Consider the following 17,460-nt stretch of genomic DNA (forward strand, 5'->3'; position numbering starts at 1 on the left):
ATCCGATCCGTTTTTATTTTCGAATTGGCTTTGCCAATCCGACCCGGGCCGCTGCGCGGCGGTTTTTTAGGTATTTTTGACCCAAAGAATTCAAGCCGTCTCGAAGCGGCCCCGATGTTGGGAGACTGGGGGCCGGTTAGGCGCAGAATGGTCGGAGACGCAAGCCGTCTCGAAGCGGCCCCGAAGTTGGGAGACTGGGGGCCGGTTCGGCGCAGATTGGTCGGAGACCGGCGCATCCGCGTAATTTCAGCTGTTTTCCAAGGCCGTGACGATGGGGGAGAAATCGGCGGCCTTGAGCGAAGCGCCACCCACCAGCGCGCCGTCGACGTTGTCCAGTGCGAAGATATCGGCGGCGTTGGAGGCTTTGACGGAGCCGCCGTAGAGGAGGCGCATTTGGGCGCCTTCGTCGCCGAAGCGGTCTGTCAGATAGGCGCGCAGGGCGGCGTGGACGTCTGCGATTTCTTGCGGCGTGGGGGTGAGGCCGGTGCCGATGGCCCAGACGGGTTCATAGGCGATGGTGGTGTTTTGGGCGGTGGCCGCATCGGGGATGGAGCCGTCCATCTGGGTGGTGAGGACATCGAGGGTGTCGCCCGCGCGGTACTGGGCCTCGGTCTCTCCGATACACAGGATGACGTGGAGGTTTGCAGCCCAGCCTGCGGTGGTTTTGGCGGTGACGTCGGCGTCGGTTTCGCCGTGGTCGGTGCGCCGTTCTGAGTGGCCGGTGATGACATGCGTGGCGCCTGCGTCGGCCAGCATGGGGGCGGAGATGTCTCCGGTGTGGGCACCCGAGGGGGCCGGGTGGCAGTCTTCGCCGCCCACGCTGAGCCCGGTTGCCGCCATACGCGTGAGCAAGGTGGCGGGGCCGCAGATCACGACATCGACGGAGGCGGCATGGTGGTCATTTGCCAAAGCCTCAAGCTGCGGGATGTCCGCGCTTGTGCCATTCATTTTCCAGTTTCCTGCGGCCAGTTTGCGCATCTCACTCTCCCATTCTGTGTAGGTGTGATGTAGCAAGCGCGCGAGACAGACGAAAGGGCGGGTTATGATCCCACGGATTGATGCGGAAAAACTGTTGGCGGGGGATGCGGGCGTTTTGGCCGAGGTGGCAGTGGCGGCCCGTGAGATCGGGTTTATGACCCTTTATAACAGCCCGATCCCCGCGTCGGAGATTGCAGAGGTTTTTGCCGCTTATGGTGCGTTTTTTGCCCTGCCTGCGTCCCAAAAGGAGGCGGTGAATATGGCGCGTACAGGGTCCAACCGCGGGTGGGGCGCGCCCGGGTCCGAACAGGTCGATCCGGACGCCAACCCCGATTACAAGCAGGTGTTTGATTGCGGGTTTGAGGTTGAGGGGTCAGATTTGGCCGCTTATGCGCCCAATCTTTGGCCTGATGCGCCGGACGGGTTTCAGACGATCATTGAGAATTATTATGCCCGCGCGCTGGCCTTTTCTGGCGATGTTCTGGCGGCGATTGCCCAGGCGATCGGGGAGGATCCCAGCTATTTTCGGGATCAGTTTGATGCGCCCATGGCGCTTTTGAGGGGCAATTATTATCCCACGCGGCCTGCGTGGGCGGGGGAGAAGGATTTCGGGATTGCCACGCACACCGACTACGGCTGTCTGACGTTGCTGGCCATGGACGGCACGCCGGGGCTGGAGGTGCGCAAGCGTGGGGGCGGGTGGATCCCTGTGTCGGCGCCCGTGGGCGAGTTCGTGATCAACTTTGGCGAGATGCTGGAGATTTGGACCGACCGACGTGTCATTGCCACGCCGCACCGTGTTGTGGGCGGGCGCGACGAACGGATGTCGATTCCGTTGTTTTACAACCCAAATGCGGACACAAACGTGGCTCCCATGGGGTCGGGTCAGGTGGTGCGGGCGGTGGATCATCTGCAGGCGCGGTTTGACGAAACCTATGTCCATTTGCAGGACAAAGGCTGACGTTTCAATGGCTTGCCTAGAGATGTTGAAGCGCGCGGCGGGCCAGATCCACGGCCTCGTCGGGGTCATCCATAGCGCTATCGGGCAGGTGCCAGTAGGGCATGTTCGTAGGGGAGCCGTCTTTGCGCAGGTAATGCCATTTTTCCAGCCCCATGGCGGTCAGCTCAGCGGCAAAAGGCCCAGCACCTTTGATCAGGATGCCGCCGTGGGGATGGATGATCGCGAAAATGGTGCCTTGGTGATAGATGCACAGGCCACCCATCATTTTGCGCGTGCTGAGATCGCCAAGACCGTCAAAGAGTTCAAGGGCTTGGGCTGCGTCAGCGTCGCTGAGACTCATGGTTTTGGGGTCAGCGCATCGTCAAACTTGATGGATTCGCCGCAGCCGCAGGCTTCGGTGACGTTGGGGTTGCGGAACTTGAAACCGGCCTCCAACAGGCTGATTTCATAGTCAATTTCGGTGCCGAACAGGAACATTTGCGCCATGGGGGCGATCATCACGCGGGCACCGTCTTGTTCAACGACTTCGTCGAGCGGATCAACTTCGGTCACGTAGTCCATGGTGTATTCCATGCCCGCGCAGCCGCCCTTTTTGACGCCAATGCGCAAGCCCTGATGGCCGTCCTTTTCCATCAGTTTGGCGATTTGGCTTGCGGCCTTGTCCGTTATCGTGACCGCCTGTTTTCCAGGTATTCCAAACATTTAGAGGCCTTTCTTAAACCACTGCGCCTACATGAAGCCCAGTTCAAGCCGCGCTTCGTCCGACATCATGTCCATGCCCCATTGGGGTTCCCACACCAGATCAACATCCACGGTTTTGACACCGGCCAGCGGTTCAACCGCATCGGCCACCCAGCCCGGCATTTCACCAGCCACGGGACATCCCGGGGCGGTGAGGGACATTTTGATGTGCACCTCATTTTCGCCGTTGATGTCGATCGTGTAAATCAGGCCGAGGTCGTAGATGTTCACCGGAATTTCGGGATCATAAACGGTGCGGCAAGCCTCAACGATATTGTCATAGAGGGGATGATCGGTGGTTGAGGGCTGAATAAGCGGCGTGCCCTCCATCGGGGTGGTGTGCGCGCTGTCTTGCGGGGGTGTTTGGTCGGTCATCTCAGAGCCTATCCTAATTCCTGACTGAACATATAGGGATTGGCCCCAGCGGCGTAAAGGGCAGCGCGCCCGTGCCGCCCGCATGTCGGGGCCCGTCGGCGGAGCAGCACGGGTCTAGAGTTTGCGTTTGGACTTGAGGGGGACAGGTTTGACGGAGGCTTCGATATGATCGAACACAAGTCCGGCCAAGTCCTTTTTGGTCGCTTTTTCAATACCTTCAAAGCCGGGGGATGAGTTAACCTCAAGGATTTTCGGCCCGTCTTTGGAGCGCAGCAGATCCACGCCGGCCAGCGAAAGATTGAACGCCTTGGCGGCTTTCACGGCAGTGCGCCGTTCTTCGGGGGTGATTTTCACGGCCTCAGCGGTGCCGCCGCGGTGCAGGTTTGATCGGAAATCATCGCCTGCCGATTTGCGGCGCATGGCGGCCACCACTTTGCCTGCGACGACGAAACAACGGATGTCCTCACCGGCGGCTTCCTTGACGAAATCCTGCACCAGAAAATTGGCCTTCAGCCCCCGAAAGGCGTCGATCACGGATTCGGCGGCCTTTTTCGTTTCCGCCAGAACGACCCCCTTGCCTTGGGTTGATTCCAGCAGTTTGACGATGAGGGGGGCGGTGCCGACCAGCCCCATCAGATTGGATGTGTCCTTTGGCGAGGCGGCGAAGGCCGTCGTAGGCATGCCGATCTTTTGGGCGGCCAGCACCTGATGGGCGTGCAGTTTGTCACGGCTGGCGGTGATCCCGTCCGAGCCGTTGACGCAATAGGTGCCAAGGGTTTCGAATTGTCGCAGGACAGCGCAGCCATAAGCCGTGACCGTGGCCCCAATGCGCGGCACGACCGCGTCATAGCGGGGCAGGCGTTTGCCATCGTAGTGAATTTCGGGGGCGAGGGCATTGATGGCCATGTAACAGCGGGTGGTGTCGATGACTTCAACCACATGGCCGCGTTCTTCGCCTGCATTCACAATGCGCCGGGTGGAATAATTGTTGGGCTCACGGCTGAGGACGGCGACGCGCAGGGCGCGTTTGGGTGTCACCGCCTTGATCTTTTTGGCGGAATAGACGTCGTAGCTGCGCTCGGGCCGAAGGAATTTGTCGTTGGGCTGGACGATGACGTCATCGCGCAGGGCCTGGCGGCCCAGCAACATCCGCGAGGCCATGCCGCCCCGGTCGGTGAGCGTCACTTCGATGGGCCAGCTGTGCCCGTCGCCTGCATCCAGCAAGGTTTCGATGACATAGCGCATCTCGGCCTCACCATTGGAGGATGTGACCTCCCGCCGGTCAACGACCGTGGCAGAACACGGGATTGTCAGGTCATCGCGTCCGGGCACCGGATGCACGGCAAAACGCACCTTAGGGCGGGCCGCGGGGCCGAAGGTTTCGATGTCGAAGGCATGCAGGGCGGATGTCCGCGCGCCCGTGTCCACCTTGGCCTTGATGGTCGGCAGGCCCAGTTGCGGAAGGCCCAGCCATTCTTCCCATCCAAGGCGAATTGCTGTGTCATCGATCATCGGTGGCCCTTTCCATTTGTGTCATTCTGTCCCAGAAGCGGGGTGAGACATGAGGATATCCATGAAGAACACGTTTTCGTTCGAGTTGCAAAAGACAGATGGCGCGGCCCGCACAGGCGTGATCCGCACCCCGCGGGGTGAGGTCCGCACACCTGCGTTTATGCCCGTGGGCACCGCCGCGACCGTCAAGGCGATGATGCCGGAAAGCGTGGCTGAGACCGGTGCGGATATCTTGCTCGGCAACACCTATCATTTGATGTTGCGCCCCACCGCAGAACGGATTGACCGTTTGGGCGGGCTGCATCGGTTTATGAATTGGGATCGGCCCATTTTGACCGATTCAGGTGGGTTTCAGGTGATGTCCCTGTCGGGCCTGCGCAAGCTGACCGAGGACGGCGTGACGTTCAAATCCCACATCGATGGGTCGAAACATGTCCTGTCCCCTGAGACGTCGATGGAGATTCAGCGCCTTTTGGGCTCCGACATCGTGATGTGCTTTGATGAATGCCCGGCGCTGCCTGCGGACAAGTCGCGGATCGCAGACAGCATGCGCCTGTCCATGCGGTGGGCAGACCGCAGCCGCGCGGCCTTTGGGGACAGGCCGGGACATGCGCTGTTCGGGATCCAGCAAGGCGGGCTTGAAGAAGACCTGCGCGCAGAAAGCGCAGAAGCCTTGCAACAGATCGGGTTTGAGGGCTACGCGGTGGGCGGCCTTGCTGTGGGGGAAGGACAGGAGGCCATGTTTGGCTGTCTTGATTTCGCACCCGGCCAGTTGCCCGTGGACAAGCCGCGCTACCTGATGGGCGTGGGCAAACCGGATGACATTGTGGGGGCCGTCAAACGTGGCATCGACATGATGGATTGTGTGTTGCCGTCGCGTTCAGGGCGCACGGGGCAGGTGTTCACCCGCCACGGCGTGGTCAACATCAAGAATGCGCGCCACGCCGATGACCCGCGCCCCTTGGATGACACCTGCCGCTGCCCGGCCTGCCGCAACTATTCGCGCGCCTATTTGCATCATGTGTTCCGCAGTCAGGAAATGATCTCCGGCATGCTGCTGACATGGCATAATCTGACTTATTTTCAGGACATTATGCAGGGCATGCGGGCGGCCATCGCCGCAGGCACGTTTGACGCGTGGGAGGCTGATTTTCACGCAGGTCGCGCAGCAGGGGATATTGAGCCGCTATGATCCGCGCCGCGATCTTATGTGTTGGCCTCAGCACTGCTGCCTCGGCCGAAAGCCTGTGTGGTGTCACTGACCCGCAGGTCATTCTGGGACATCTGTCGGGGGAGTGGTCCTTGACGGGTGCCCTCTCGGTTGAGCTTGAAACCCTGTCGGTGACGCAACCCGTCACAGGCACAGCCTCGGCGCAGGGCGCCGACCTGACCCTTCAGTTTCCCATGGAGACGGAGGCGCACACCATGAACCTGCGCCCCGCGCCAGACCGCCGCGATGTCGATTGGGTCGACGATATCCTGACAACAGTCGAACAGGACGGGATCGCGGATGATCTGTCGCTGACACCCTGCGGCCCCGAAAGCCTGATCCAATTCATCGGATCCGCTTCGACCGAGGACGGCCGCAGCCAAATCACCACCATTCTGCCCTATTTTTCCGATGCCATGCTCATGGTGCAAACCGGCGAATGGGCGGGCGAGTGGGGGCTGGCCTTTCTGACCGGGGCGGCCCTGATGCGGCCATCCAGCGCAGACATCCAAAACCCCTAAAGGCGCCACATCGCAGTCTGTCACGCGGGGGCCAAACAGGCTCCTTGTGTCGTTTCTTTGGGTCAAAAATACCTGAAATCTGCGCCGCGCAGCGGCGCGGATCGGATTGGCGCAGCCAATTCGAAACAAATTCATCCGCAATCTTATGGGTTTTTCACGGCTTATCCCCACAATTGTCGCCATTGCTGCCTTGCAGCGGGGCGGCCACACGGGCACTCTGTCTCCGACCTGGGCAGGATCCAGGTTGAAAGCGGGCGCAAGACCCCCATCTTTATAATCCAAGCCGGAGACGCGGGCGTTGCCTCAAAGAGGGACGGCGCGTTCTGCCAACAAAGGAACAGAGCATGCAAGAACCATTGAGTTCATCCTACCCCGTCCTGCCGCTGCGCGACATCGTGGTCTTCCCCCACATGGTCGTGCCGCTGTTCGTGGGACGCGAAAAGTCTGTCAGCGCCCTCGAAGAGGTGATGCAGGACGACAAGCAAATTCTTCTCAGCAGTCAGATTGACCCCGGTGAGGATGATCCTGAGACAACAGGCATCTACAAGGCCGGCGTGCTGGCCAATGTGCTGCAGCTGCTGAAATTGCCCGACGGCACGGTCAAAGTGCTGGTCGAAGGCATTGCGCGTGTGCGCATCACAGAATATCTTGAGAATGACAAATTCTTTGAAGCCCGCGCCGAATACCTCACCGAAATGCCCGGTGACATGTCCGCGATTGAGGCTTTGACGCGCACCGTGGCGCAGGAGTTTGAACGCTACGCCAAGGTCAAAAAGAACATCCCCGAAGAGGCATTGTCCGCCGTGTCCGAGGCCACCGAAGCCGCGACGCTGGCCGATCTGGTCGCAGGTCATCTGGGCATCGAGGTCAACCAACGACAGGAGTTGTTGGAAACGCTCAGCGTGTCCGAACGTCTCGAAAAGGTCTACGGGCTGATGCAGGGCGAATTGTCGGTGCTGAAGGTCGAGAAAAAGATCAAGACCCGCGTCAAAACCCAGATGGAGCGCACCCAGCGCGAGTACTATCTGAATGAGCAGATGAAGGCCATTCAGAAGGAATTGGGCGACGGCGAAGACGGCGAAGGCGAAGTGGCCGAACTTGAGGGCAAAATCGCTGAGGCGAAGCTGTCCAAAGAAGCCCGCGAAAAGGCCGAAGGTGAGCTGAAAAAGCTGAAAAACATGTCGCCCATGTCGGCCGAAGCCACGGTCGTGCGCAACTATCTGGATTGGATGTTGTCCATTCCGTGGGGCACAAAATCTCGCGTGAAAAAGGACCTTGGCCGCGCTGAAGCGATCCTCGATGCGGATCACTATGGTCTTGATAAGGTCAAGGAACGGATCGTTGAATATCTGGCGGTGCAGCAACGCTCCAAAAAGCTCAAAGGGCCGATCATGTGCCTTGTGGGCCCTCCGGGTGTGGGTAAGACCTCGCTTGGGAAATCTGTAGCCAAGGCCACGGGGCGTGAGTTTATCCGCATCTCCCTTGGGGGTGTGCGCGACGAATCTGAGATTCGCGGCCACCGCCGGACCTACATCGGGTCCATGCCCGGGAAGATCATTCAGGCGCTGAAAAAGGCCAAGACGACGAATCCTCTGATCTTGTTGGATGAGATCGACAAGATGGGGCAGGATTTCCGCGGAGATCCGGCGTCTGCGATGTTGGAAGTGTTGGATCCGGAACAGAACGGCACCTTCGTCGACCACTACCTTGAGGTTGAATACGATCTGTCGAATGTGATGTTCCTGACCACCTCGAACTCCTACAACATGCCGGGGCCGCTCTTGGACCGGATGGAGATCATCCCGCTGTCGGGCTACACCGAGGACGAAAAGCGCGAAATTGCCAAGCAGCATCTGCTGGGCAAGGTGATGAAGAACCACGGTCTCAAAGACAGTGAATTCACGCTTGAGGACAGCGCATTGACGGCCATCATCCGGCACTACACCCGCGAGGCGGGCGTGCGGAACCTGGAACGTGAGATTGCCAAGGTGGCGCGCAAGGCGGTGACCAAGATCGTCAAGAAAGAGGTCGAAGAGGTCGTCGTCACCGGCGACAACATCGATGACTTCCTTGGCGTGAAAAAGCACCGTTTCGGGCTGGCCGAGGAAACCGATCAGGTCGGCGTTGTGACCGGTCTTGCCTATACGTCTGTGGGGGGTGAGTTGCTCAACATCGAAGCCCTCAGTCTGCCGGGCAAGGGCCGGATGAAGACGACCGGTAAGCTGGGTGATGTGATGAAGGAATCCATTGATGCCGCTTCGTCCTACGTTCGCTCTATCAGCCCGCAAATCGGGGTGAAGCCGCCGAAGTTCGACAAGCTGGACATCCACGTGCACGTGCCCGACGGGGCCACGCCCAAGGATGGCCCGTCTGCCGGTCTGGCCATGACCACGGCGATTGTGTCCGTGCTGACGGGGATCCCCGTGCGAAAGGACATCGCCATGACGGGTGAGGTGTCCTTGCGCGGCAACGCGATGCCGATCGGGGGGCTGAAGGAAAAACTGCTGGCCGCCCTGCGTGGCGGGATCAGAACGGTTCTTATCCCTGAGGAAAACGTCAAGGATTTGGCCGATATCCCCGACAACGTGAAAGAGGGGCTTGAGATCATCGCGGTCAAACATGCCTCTGAGGTGTTGGAGCACGCACTTGTCGCGGCCCCCGAAGCGATCGAGTGGGACCAGGAGGCCGAAGAGGCCGCCGCTGCTGAGGCCGCGTTGCGCGGGCAGGGCGACGGGGCGGGTCTGACAGCCCACTAGGTGTCCGCAATAAATCAAAAAGGGGCGTCCGCTGATGCGGGCGCCCCTTTGCTTCTTGACCCTTAAAATGTTGGATCAGTCGACGACGTTCAGTGTCAGACCCAACATATCATAATTCACGGCCATGATACCCCGAGGGCCGACCTGCACAGCCTCAGGTGTGTGGGACAGGACGTCTTGCGCCATCACGCCTTCATACACGGTGCTGTCCCCAATATAGCGGTAATGATAAAGAGGCAGGCCATTGGCTGCGTGGCCTACGGGGTGAATATCGGTTTTCAGGCGCGCGTCGCTGATCCTGAACACCTCTTCTGCGCCTCCGCTGCTGCTGGACATCGCGGCGGCGATAAGGGCCACGAGGATCAGCGGGATCAGGATTTCGCCTGACAGGGATCCGCTTGGCGTGGTTTCTGCAATCACCACGGACGGTGGTGTTTCCATCACAGGTTCGACCAGCCCACCGGCCTGTACGGTTGATGTGATGCCGATCAAGACAGCGCAGGATGCGCCCAAAATGTGCGTTTTCATGTCAATTCCCCCAAGGTTGAACGAGGTTTACGCTGCGTTAATTCTTGCGCTCTGGCAAGTCGTCTTCTGGTTTTTTGGTCACGCCGGCTGCGAGATTGTGCAAACTAGGGCCTGTATTCGCCCGCGTTTTTAAGTATTGTTTACGAAACGAGGACAATAACAGGGATCAAATCCGATCCCGCCCACCGGAGCATTCCCCATGGCCGCGCGCAGCACCAAGACCACCAAAACCACAAAAACAGCCGCCAAACCCAAAACGGCCACGGTGAAGAAGACCGCCGCCAAACCGGCCAAGGCCACAGCGGCGAAGGTGTCTCAGACGGCGCAAGTCCATGCCCCGAAGGCGACTGTCGTTGAAACCGTAAAGCCCAAAGTGGCGAAGGCACCGGTGAAAAAGCCGGAATTGATTGACCGCATCGTGACCGAAACCGGCCTGAAAAAGAAGGACGTCAAACCCGTGGTTGAGGCCATGTTGGCCGTGATGGGGCGCGCGCTGTCCGACGGCGAGGACATGAACCTGCAGCCTTTGGGCAAGGTTATGATCAAAAACACCAAAGAGTTGTCGAATGCGACGGTTATGAACATCAAGATCCGTCAACCCAACAGTCAGGACGGGGGGCAAGATGGGACGGGCAAACAGCCTCTTGCAGAGGCGGCGGAGTAACGCTAAACCGCAGTTCGGATGGGTGATTAGCTCAGTGGTAGAGCGCTTCGTTCACATCGAAGATGTCAGGAGTTCAAATCTCTTATCACCCACCATTTTCCCACCGCCGGAATTTAAAAAGTCTGCGGGCGTGAGAATGTATGCGGGATGTTAATAGCCTGCGGAGTGTGAAAAGGCCGGATCGTTTGATCCGGCCTTTCGCGTTTTTATTCGGCGGCTGCGGCCACATGCAGGCGGGGTCCTGCATGGGCGAGCACATCGTCTGCCACCAGTTCGGCTGTGGCCGCTGACAATGTCCAGCCCAGATGGCCGTGCCCGGTGTTGTAAAAGACGCCCGGCTGTTTGCCCGCGCCCACGCGGGGCATCATGTTGGGCATCATCGGGCGCAAACCCGCCCAAGGCACCGCGTGTTCTGTGCTGACCTGCGGGAAAAGATGTTCCACCCATTTGACCAGCGGCTGAATGCGGTCGTCGCGGATGTCTTTGTTGTAGCCGTTGAATTCCGCCGTGCCCGCCACGCGGAACCGATCCGGGCCCAGCCGTGAGGTGACGATTTTGGCTTTGTCGTCCAGCAACGACACCCAAGGTGCTGCGGCGCGGCTGGCATCGTCGGACATGTTCACGGTGATTGAATAGCCTTTGACGGGATAGATGTTCACGCGGTCGCCCACCTGGCGCGCCAGATCGCGGGACCGGCAGCCGGCGCAAATCACAACGCCGTCGAAGTGGTCCGCATGACGCCCGCCCGTGTCGGCCCAGCCCAGATCGACGCCTTGGGTGCGCGACGTCAGCGTCGCGACCTCTGCGCCGTAGTGAAAGGCCACGCCGCGCCGCTTGCAGGCCTCGCCGAGGCCGCGGGCATAGGCGTGAATGTCGCCGGTAAAATCGCTTTCGGTGTAGTAGCCGCCGTAAAGATCGCCCTGCAACGCAGGTTCGATCTTGCGCATCTCATCCACCGTGACGGCATGGCGTTCCAGCCCGCCCTCAGCCAACAGGCCCGTGACCTTGGTGGCATGGTCAAAATCCGGTTTGCAGTTGTAGACGTGCAGGATGCCGCGCTGTTCACAATCAAACGCGAAGCCTTCGCGCGCGGCGTGCGCCTTGAGGTGGTCGCGCGCCTTGATCGCCAGCCGCACGGTTTCAACAGTGTTGGCGCGGTAGTTGGGGATGTTGCCCATAAACTCCGCCATCCACGAATATTTGTGCCACGACGGCTTGGGGTTCACCAACAGCGGCGCGCCGCGCTGGGTCATCCATTTGAGGCCCTTGAAGATGGTCGACCATTGGGTCCAGACCTCGGCGTTGGAGGCACTCAGCTGGCCGCCGTTGGCGAAAGATGTCTCCATCGCGGCGTAACGGTTTTTGTCAAAGACGGTGACGTCGAAGCCGCGGTTCAACAGGGCGTAGGCTGTGGTGATGCCGGTGATCCCGGCGCCGATGACGGCAATATGGCGCATGGGGTGGTCCTTTCGCGCAAAGATCCGGACGGTGGCCCGTCCATCCCCATCTGTCGCTTGGACCTGAGAGTGTAGCCGCAGGGGTTTGCCTGCAACGCCTCCTTCGGTGGGCAGGGGCTGCCTGCCGCTCTCCAGATTGTGGCTCCGGTCCGCGGTCCTTTTGCCTGAGAGTTTCCGGGTCGTTGCTCCTTCGGCGCGCACCGCTGCAACAGGGGCAGGCTGCGTCTCTCCCGCGGGGGAGGATATGGGACAGCTATGAGCGTTTCCGATCGGAAACTCAACTGAATTCTGTTACACATTTTCATGAGGTCCGTTCACACAACGCGCGGTCACATCTGGTGCAGGCCCGCGCGCTGGGGTAGGGCGGAGCATGCGCTATCCGGACCTTTATATTCTTCGCCACGGGCAGACCGAATGGAATGCCGAAAACCGTATGCAAGGCTGGCTGAATTCCCCGCTGACCCCCAAGGGTGAGATGGACGCCGCCCGTCAGGGAGAAATCTTGCGCAGCCGGGACCTTTCGGGGTTTGAGTTCTGGTCCAGCCCGTCGGGGCGTGCGGTGCAGACGGCAGCGATTGCTTGCGCGCGTTTGGCGGACAGCATTCACACCGACATCCGCCTGCGCGAGATCGGCGTGGGCGATTGGTCCGCGCGGCTGCGCGATGAATTGCCGATGCCTGACGGCCCCGACCCCTACATGCAGCAATATGCCATGGCCCCGAACGGGGAAGGGTTTGAGGCATTGCAGACCCGCGCACAGGCTTTCCTCGACGATCTGACGGGCCCCGCTGTGATCATCACTCACGGCATCACCAGCCGCGCGATCCGGTCGATCATCGTGGGCGAAGGCGCGCTGGCCAAACCGTCTGTCCATGGCGGTCAGGGCTGTGTGTTCCACATCAAGGATGGCGTGCAAACCCTGCTGGAATGAGGGGGCAGGGCCTTTTGCAGATTTCTTCAAAATTCCGCAGATTGATCCCTTGCACTGATGCCAGAGTGCGGCTACACCCCGCGCCATCGGGTCGTTAGCTCAGTTGGTAGAGCGCTTCGTTTACACCGAAGATGTCGGGAGTTCGAGCCTCTCACGACCCACCACCCCCCTTGATGTGTATGTGAGCCGAACCAGTGACGGTTGGCGCGTTTGACTGCGTCAAAGCACACCTGTGTCGGGAGTTCGAGCCTCTCACGACCCACCACTCCCCGTTGACAAAGCGCCTTGCACGCAAGGTGGATGTCAGGCCGCTGCGTAGCGCGCTACGGCCGCCTCTCCGCCCAATGCCTCACGTATTGATGTTCGGCTGTCTGGCCGTGCGGCCTCAAATGCCGCGAAACTGCGCGCGACCATTTCCTCTAGGTCAAAAGAGACCCCGCCCGATTTGGTGGCGGTGCGCCATTGCGCTGGTTCAGCAGGGATTCCCAGATGCTCTGCGATCTCGGCATAGATCGGGCAGATGATCCCCGTGCTCAAACCGTCTTTGAGATTTGCACGGGCCGTGGCGATTTCGGAGGCGGAACGCTAATCAGGGATCCCAAAATAGGCACATGTCGCTTGTGCGAGATCAAAAAGGACTTGGGGCAAAGGGTGATTGGGGGTGTGCATGAAACTCCCCCCTTCGACCACTCTTCGAAGGCTGCTGACATATCAATTCCACTCTGCGTGGCATATGTCTGAAGCAGACGTTTTTTTCTTGCTCATAGATGTCGAAAAAGCCCACCGCCTCGTAGTGTTTGGCGGTAAACAGCGCGACTGTCTCCGCTTGGCTCTTGCCGCACAGCCAGCCTGCAGCCGCCAAACGCGAATGGATGACGCCGCTCTCCATCGGGGAATTGATGCCGTTTATCCAAACGGTATCCGGGTGATACCCCCGAAAAAAACGCCCGGCATGGGCACACATTCCGTGTGCTTTTGAACGCGGCCTTCAAGTTCGGGCACGTTCGGTGAACCGAGCAAAAGGTCAGCCGCGTTCAGGAAGTCAAGAAAGGCAGTGTTCTCATCTTTGATCCAGCTGATCCCCGTGTCGCGGAACACACCGCGCACATCCCAATCAGGCTGTGCCCCCTGCAGGTAGGTTGTATAGGTCGTGTAAGAGCAGTTGGAATAGATGAGCGCGCGCATTCAGAACCCCATGCTTTTTTCGATTTCGACGTCGTCGCAAATGACATCATCGGGGATCGCGCCGGCCTCTATCACGGGCGTCGGTGCATCAGGCGCAGTCCGACCTTCAATAAAGGCACCGCGGAAGACCTCCATGATTGCGGCGACAATATCGGGGCGCACACTGCGGCGGTTCTCTTCGTACCCCGATGCGGTGCCGAAGGGATTGGCCACCATTTCGTAGGATGGGAAGTAGACAACATCATTGCGTGTTGCGGCGAGTTCACCCGCCACCGCCCGCAAAATGGATTTGGACAACATCGTGGCCGTCAGCACGTGATCGCCCGAGGCCGTCGCCGTCAACGGGACCGGGCTGACCGTGAGGATCACGCGCACGCCGGGGTTCACGTCTGCAAGTCGGTCAAGGAAACGCGTTGTATCGGCCAACGTCTCCGCAAATGAAAGATTGCAGAATATATAGGGCCGATCGGAATCGTCGGAATAGACACCAGGACACACCGGATATGCGCGGCCGGTTGTGCCGCCCTGATCAGCGCACCAGACTTCGGTCAGTCCTAGGGTGAACACGAAGATGCTCGCTTCTGTGAAAATAGGGCGGATCGCGGTGAGATGTTCAGCCCGTGCCGCCAGGACGGCCTCAGCGGTTTCAAAGCCGTCGGGCGCCATGAAGGGGCGAAAGACGTCCACGTAGCGATCATCTGATCGGCGGAGAATGGGCGCACTGGCATCTGGTGTCCCTTTCAGACATTCCTCCAGAAGCTCAGTCATTTGCCGGGGCGAATAGATGTTGCCGTATCGCCCAGAATAAACGGGATCGGAGTATTCGAGCGTTTCGGTCTCCATCAAAGTGACGTCCGGTGCCGCGCGCAGATATTTTGCAACATTTTGGGCAAAGCAGCTGCCTGCGGTCGCAATTCGGTCCCGCCTTGAGAAGGGGAAGATTTGGGCAGGCCACGGCAAGACCGCCTCCTCAGTCCCAGCCATCGAAAGTTTCCAGAACGCTTTTGGCTCAAGGGCGTCCCAAGGGTTAGTCATTGCAATTGCCTTGGACTGATTTAGAGGTCATGTCTTCATATTGGGATCTTGGGTGGAAATCCACCTCCGAAACTTCTGTCTGAGGTGGGCGTCTTGAGCCGCCCTGCACAGTCCACATGCAGGTCTTTATGAAATGCGAGGTCGCCCAGAGCATTTTGGCCGGTAACGGCGGAGAGTGTGCCGAACTGTTAATGTTTCGAAAGGCACTGACGGCCTTGGATATCCCGAGTTTTCTTGGGTTTTCTTGCGCCGCGACCCTCCGGAGGTGTCGCAACGCATTTCAGTGCTTTGTTTTCATCTGACCCGAAAAACTCCAGCCGGAGGCCCTAAAATTCCGGAATTTTAGGCCCCCTTGCCACGCGGTTTGCGCGGTGCGGCCATGCCGCCTTGCTTGGTTGCAGCAGCGCGGGCGCGGTTTTTCTTGCTGGAGGCTTTGCCCTTGGGGGGCGGTGGGCCCTTGCGGTCTGTGCCTTCAGGGGGACGCGCGCGTTTGGATGGGTCGCTGTTGCCCTTGCGGTGCGGCTTGCCGCCGGCGTCCTTGGATGGGCCGTCTTTGCCTTTGAAGGGTGGTTTGCCCCCCTTGTTTTTCCCGGTCGTGGGCTTTGCGCCTTTTGGCTTGCCCTCATAAGGCTTCCCGCGGGCCGGCTTGTCCCCACGGGGGGTGTCTCCGCGAGGTTTGTCGCCACGGGGTTTGTCGTCACGGGGCTTGCGCGGGCGGATGGGTTCGATCGTGTCATCCGAAGGCTTCGGGCCTTTGGCGCGGTGCGGTGCATCTTTTGGTTTGCCTTTGGGCTTTTTGGCCTTGGGGGCGGGGGCGTCGTTCCAATCGACCGGTGGGGTCGATGGTTTTTTCGGGCGTCCTGCGCCTGCCTTTGGCCTTGGGCCAGGCTTGGGCCGTGGGCCGGAGGCGATCTGCGGGGCGCTGTCCAATTCGGTCAGGGGCGCGCCATTTTCGAGTGTCATGTCCTGATCCAAAGCCGCCTTAAGTGTGGGCACGGCCTCTTTGCGGACCTCGATAAAGCTTTGATCGTCCTGAATGCGGATGGCGCCGATGTCGTCTTTTGTGATGTTGCCCATTTTGCAAAGCATCGGCAGCAGGCGGCGTGGCTCGGCCCCGGCGTCGCGCCCGCCGGGCAGGGAAAACCACACGCTGGGGCCAAAGGCCGTGCGGGGTTTGGGGGCCTCGTGGACGTCCGACAGCTCCTCCGGGGCGGTGTGCTTTTCACGCCAAAGACGGACGTAGGCCGCGGCGAGTTGTTCGGTCGTGAAGCGGTCTGCCAGCTGGGCCACGGTGTCGGCGCTCGATCCGTCGATATCGGCGGACCAGTCGGTGTCGGACAACATGCGGTCTTCGTCGCGGGCGATCACGGCCTCGGCTGAGGGGGCTTCGGCCCAGGTGGCGGTGAGTTTCGCCCAGCCCAGCAGGCGGTTTGCCTTCTTGTGCACCGCAGGCGGCACGATCAGCGCGGAGACGCCCTGGCGGCCCGCGCGGCCTGTCCGGCCGGAGCGGTGCAGCAGCGTTTCCTGGTTGGTGGGCAGTTCAGCGTGAATGACCAGATCCAGGTTGGGCAGGTCAATGCCGCGGGCGGCCACGTCTGTGGCCACGCAAACCCGTGCACGTCCGTCGCGCATGGCCTGAAGGGCATTGGTGCGTTCGGACTGCGTCAGCTCCCCCGAGAGGGCCACGACGGAAAAGCCCCGATTGCTGAGGCGGGTGGTCATGCGGTTGACGGTGGCGCGGGTGTTGCAGAACACGATGGCGTTCGGGGCCTCATAGAACCGCAGCACGTTGATGATGGCGTTTTCCACGTCGCGGGGGGCCACGCGGTAGGCCATATAGTCGATGTCGGCGTGTTGCTTTTCGCCCGTGGTTGTGGCGATGCGTTCGGCGTTGTTTTGGTAGCGCTGCGCCAGTTTGGCGATGGCATTGGGCACGGTGGCCGAGAACAGCAGGGTCTGGCGGTCACTTGGCGCTTCATCAAGGATGAATTCCAGATCTTCGCGAAAGCCCAGATCCAGCATTTCGTCCGCCTCATCCAGCACCACCGCCTGCAGGGCCGACAGATCAATCGTGCCGCGCATGATATGGTCGCGCAGGCGGCCCGGGGTGGCCACAACCACATGGGCGCCGCGCGCCAGCGCACGGCGTTCGTCACGCATGTCCATGCCGCCCACAGTGGAGGCGATGACGGCACCCGCCTGGGCATAAAGCCACGCCAGTTCGCGTTTGACTTGCAGGGCCAGTTCGCGGGTCGGTGCGATGACGAGGGCGAGGGGGGATGAGGCTGTGCCGAAGACCTCGGCCTGCCCAAAGAGGCGCGGGGCAATGGCCAGACCGAAGCCCAGTGTTTTGCCAGACCCGGTTTGCGCGGAGACCAGCATGTCGCGGCCCACAAGGTCGGGGGCGGTCACGGCCTCTTGCACGGGGGTGAGGGTGTCATAGCCTTTGGCGGCCAGCGCCTCGCTCAGGGCATGTTTCAAGGGAATTTCCAGTTCTTGAGGGATCGCGGGCCTTTTGCCACACGCGTTTGCAGGGGCCTTACGCCTTTGGGGGGGGCTTGTATAGGGGGCGGTGATGCGGGGCGCGTTTCTGTGCCTTGGCGCAC

General features: G+C 60.3%; 17 protein-coding genes, 2 tRNA genes and 1 riboswitch. Of the genes, 8 read left to right on the forward strand and 11 right to left on the reverse strand.

Going from position 1 to position 17,460, the window contains the following annotated elements:
• Positions 1-246: 246 nt before the first annotated feature.
• Positions 247-978, reverse strand: a complete 732-nt coding sequence (gene tpiA / locus PSJ8397_RS00435; protein ID WP_085862593.1) for a triose-phosphate isomerase — start codon at positions 976-978, stop codon at positions 247-249.
• Between the two features lie 64 nt (positions 979-1,042).
• Between tpiA and PSJ8397_RS00440 the strand changes: the two genes are divergently transcribed.
• The gene (locus PSJ8397_RS00440) at positions 1,043-1,939 is read left to right on the forward strand and encodes an isopenicillin N synthase family dioxygenase (protein ID WP_085862594.1); all 897 of its coding nucleotides are present in this window, start codon (positions 1,043-1,045) and stop codon (positions 1,937-1,939) included.
• Between the two features lie 16 nt (positions 1,940-1,955).
• On the opposite strand, the gene PSJ8397_RS00445 is transcribed toward PSJ8397_RS00440, so the two are convergent.
• The 4 genes from PSJ8397_RS00445 to rimK all read right to left on the reverse strand — a co-directional run bounded on the left by PSJ8397_RS00445 (position 1,956) and on the right by rimK (position 4,567).
• Positions 1,956-2,279, reverse strand: coding sequence for a TfoX/Sxy family protein (locus PSJ8397_RS00445; RefSeq protein ID WP_085862595.1), 324 nt, complete (start codon positions 2,277-2,279; stop codon positions 1,956-1,958).
• Positions 2,276-2,641 (reverse strand): HesB/IscA family protein, encoded by a 366-nt coding sequence (locus tag PSJ8397_RS00450; RefSeq protein ID WP_085862596.1) that lies wholly within the window; start codon positions 2,639-2,641, stop codon positions 2,276-2,278. Before PSJ8397_RS00450 ends, PSJ8397_RS00445 begins: the two co-directional genes overlap by 4 nt.
• 27 nt (positions 2,642-2,668) lie before the next feature.
• Entirely contained in the window at positions 2,669-3,055 is a 387-nt protein-coding gene (locus PSJ8397_RS00455; protein WP_085862598.1) for an SUF system Fe-S cluster assembly protein, read from the reverse strand.
• Between the two features lie 114 nt (positions 3,056-3,169).
• The gene (gene rimK / locus PSJ8397_RS00460) at positions 3,170-4,567 is read right to left on the reverse strand and encodes a 30S ribosomal protein S6--L-glutamate ligase (protein ID WP_085862599.1); all 1,398 of its coding nucleotides are present in this window, start codon (positions 4,565-4,567) and stop codon (positions 3,170-3,172) included.
• 61 nt (positions 4,568-4,628) lie between these two features.
• Here rimK and tgt point away from each other — a divergent pair, with 61 nt between their 5' ends.
• The 3 genes from tgt to lon all read left to right on the forward strand — a co-directional run bounded on the left by tgt (position 4,629) and on the right by lon (position 9,054).
• Positions 4,629-5,759, forward strand: a complete 1,131-nt coding sequence (gene tgt / locus PSJ8397_RS00465; RefSeq protein WP_085862600.1) for a tRNA guanosine(34) transglycosylase Tgt — start codon at positions 4,629-4,631, stop codon at positions 5,757-5,759.
• Positions 5,756-6,298 (forward strand): hypothetical protein, encoded by a 543-nt coding sequence (locus tag PSJ8397_RS00470; RefSeq protein ID WP_085862601.1) that lies wholly within the window; start codon positions 5,756-5,758, stop codon positions 6,296-6,298. The genes tgt and PSJ8397_RS00470 overlap by 4 nt, the downstream gene beginning before the upstream one ends.
• 344 nt (positions 6,299-6,642) lie before the next feature.
• Positions 6,643-9,054 carry an endopeptidase La gene (gene lon / locus PSJ8397_RS00475; RefSeq protein ID WP_085862602.1) on the forward strand — a complete coding sequence of 804 codons (2,412 nt, stop codon included), beginning with the start codon at positions 6,643-6,645 and terminating at the stop codon, positions 9,052-9,054.
• Between the two features lie 75 nt (positions 9,055-9,129).
• Here lon and PSJ8397_RS00480 read toward each other — a convergent pair whose 3' ends face one another.
• A complete protein-coding gene (locus PSJ8397_RS00480) occupies positions 9,130-9,582 on the reverse strand; it encodes a tail fiber domain-containing protein (protein ID WP_085862604.1) in 453 nt (150 codons plus the stop codon).
• Positions 9,583-9,781: 199 nt separating this feature from the next.
• Between PSJ8397_RS00480 and PSJ8397_RS00485 the strand changes: the two genes are divergently transcribed.
• Together PSJ8397_RS00485 and PSJ8397_RS00490 are read left to right on the forward strand one after the other, a co-directional pair.
• Positions 9,782-10,246 (forward strand): HU family DNA-binding protein, encoded by a 465-nt coding sequence (locus PSJ8397_RS00485; protein ID WP_085862605.1) that lies wholly within the window; start codon positions 9,782-9,784, stop codon positions 10,244-10,246.
• Between the two features lie 20 nt (positions 10,247-10,266).
• Positions 10,267-10,341, forward strand: a tRNA-Val gene (locus PSJ8397_RS00490).
• A 111-nt stretch (positions 10,342-10,452) separates the two neighbouring features.
• Here PSJ8397_RS00490 and PSJ8397_RS00495 read toward each other — a convergent pair.
• The gene (locus PSJ8397_RS00495; RefSeq protein WP_085862607.1) at positions 10,453-11,703 is read right to left on the reverse strand and encodes a D-amino acid dehydrogenase; all 1,251 of its coding nucleotides are present in this window, start codon (positions 11,701-11,703) and stop codon (positions 10,453-10,455) included.
• A gap of 142 nt (positions 11,704-11,845) precedes the next feature.
• Positions 11,846-11,946, reverse strand: a riboswitch (glycine riboswitch).
• 127 nt (positions 11,947-12,073) lie between these two features.
• Between PSJ8397_RS00495 and PSJ8397_RS00500 the strand changes: the two genes are divergently transcribed.
• The gene (locus PSJ8397_RS00500; protein ID WP_085862608.1) at positions 12,074-12,634 is read left to right on the forward strand and encodes a histidine phosphatase family protein; all 561 of its coding nucleotides are present in this window, start codon (positions 12,074-12,076) and stop codon (positions 12,632-12,634) included.
• 88 nt (positions 12,635-12,722) lie between these two features.
• Positions 12,723-12,798, forward strand: a tRNA-Val gene (locus tag PSJ8397_RS00505).
• A gap of 139 nt (positions 12,799-12,937) precedes the next feature.
• Here the strand turns inward: PSJ8397_RS00505 and PSJ8397_RS00510 are convergent.
• From PSJ8397_RS00510 to PSJ8397_RS00530, 4 genes are all read right to left on the reverse strand, one after another.
• Complete coding sequence (locus tag PSJ8397_RS00510; protein ID WP_085862609.1) at positions 12,938-13,171, reverse strand: hypothetical protein; 234 nt, start codon at positions 13,169-13,171, stop codon at positions 12,938-12,940.
• 369 nt (positions 13,172-13,540) lie between these two features.
• A complete protein-coding gene (locus PSJ8397_RS00515; protein WP_085862611.1) occupies positions 13,541-13,819 on the reverse strand; it encodes a hypothetical protein in 279 nt (92 codons plus the stop codon).
• Positions 13,820-14,854, reverse strand: a complete 1,035-nt coding sequence (locus PSJ8397_RS00520) for a GSCFA domain-containing protein (RefSeq protein WP_085862613.1) — start codon at positions 14,852-14,854, stop codon at positions 13,820-13,822.
• A gap of 342 nt (positions 14,855-15,196) precedes the next feature.
• Entirely contained in the window at positions 15,197-17,335 is a 2,139-nt protein-coding gene (locus PSJ8397_RS00530; RefSeq protein ID WP_085862617.1) for a DEAD/DEAH box helicase, read from the reverse strand.
• Between the last annotated feature and the right edge of the window lie 125 nt (positions 17,336-17,460).

Origin of the sequence: Pseudooctadecabacter jejudonensis, from assembly GCF_900172275.1 — a bacterium.
Classification (GTDB): Bacteria; Pseudomonadota; Alphaproteobacteria; order Rhodobacterales; family Rhodobacteraceae; genus Octadecabacter; species Octadecabacter jejudonensis.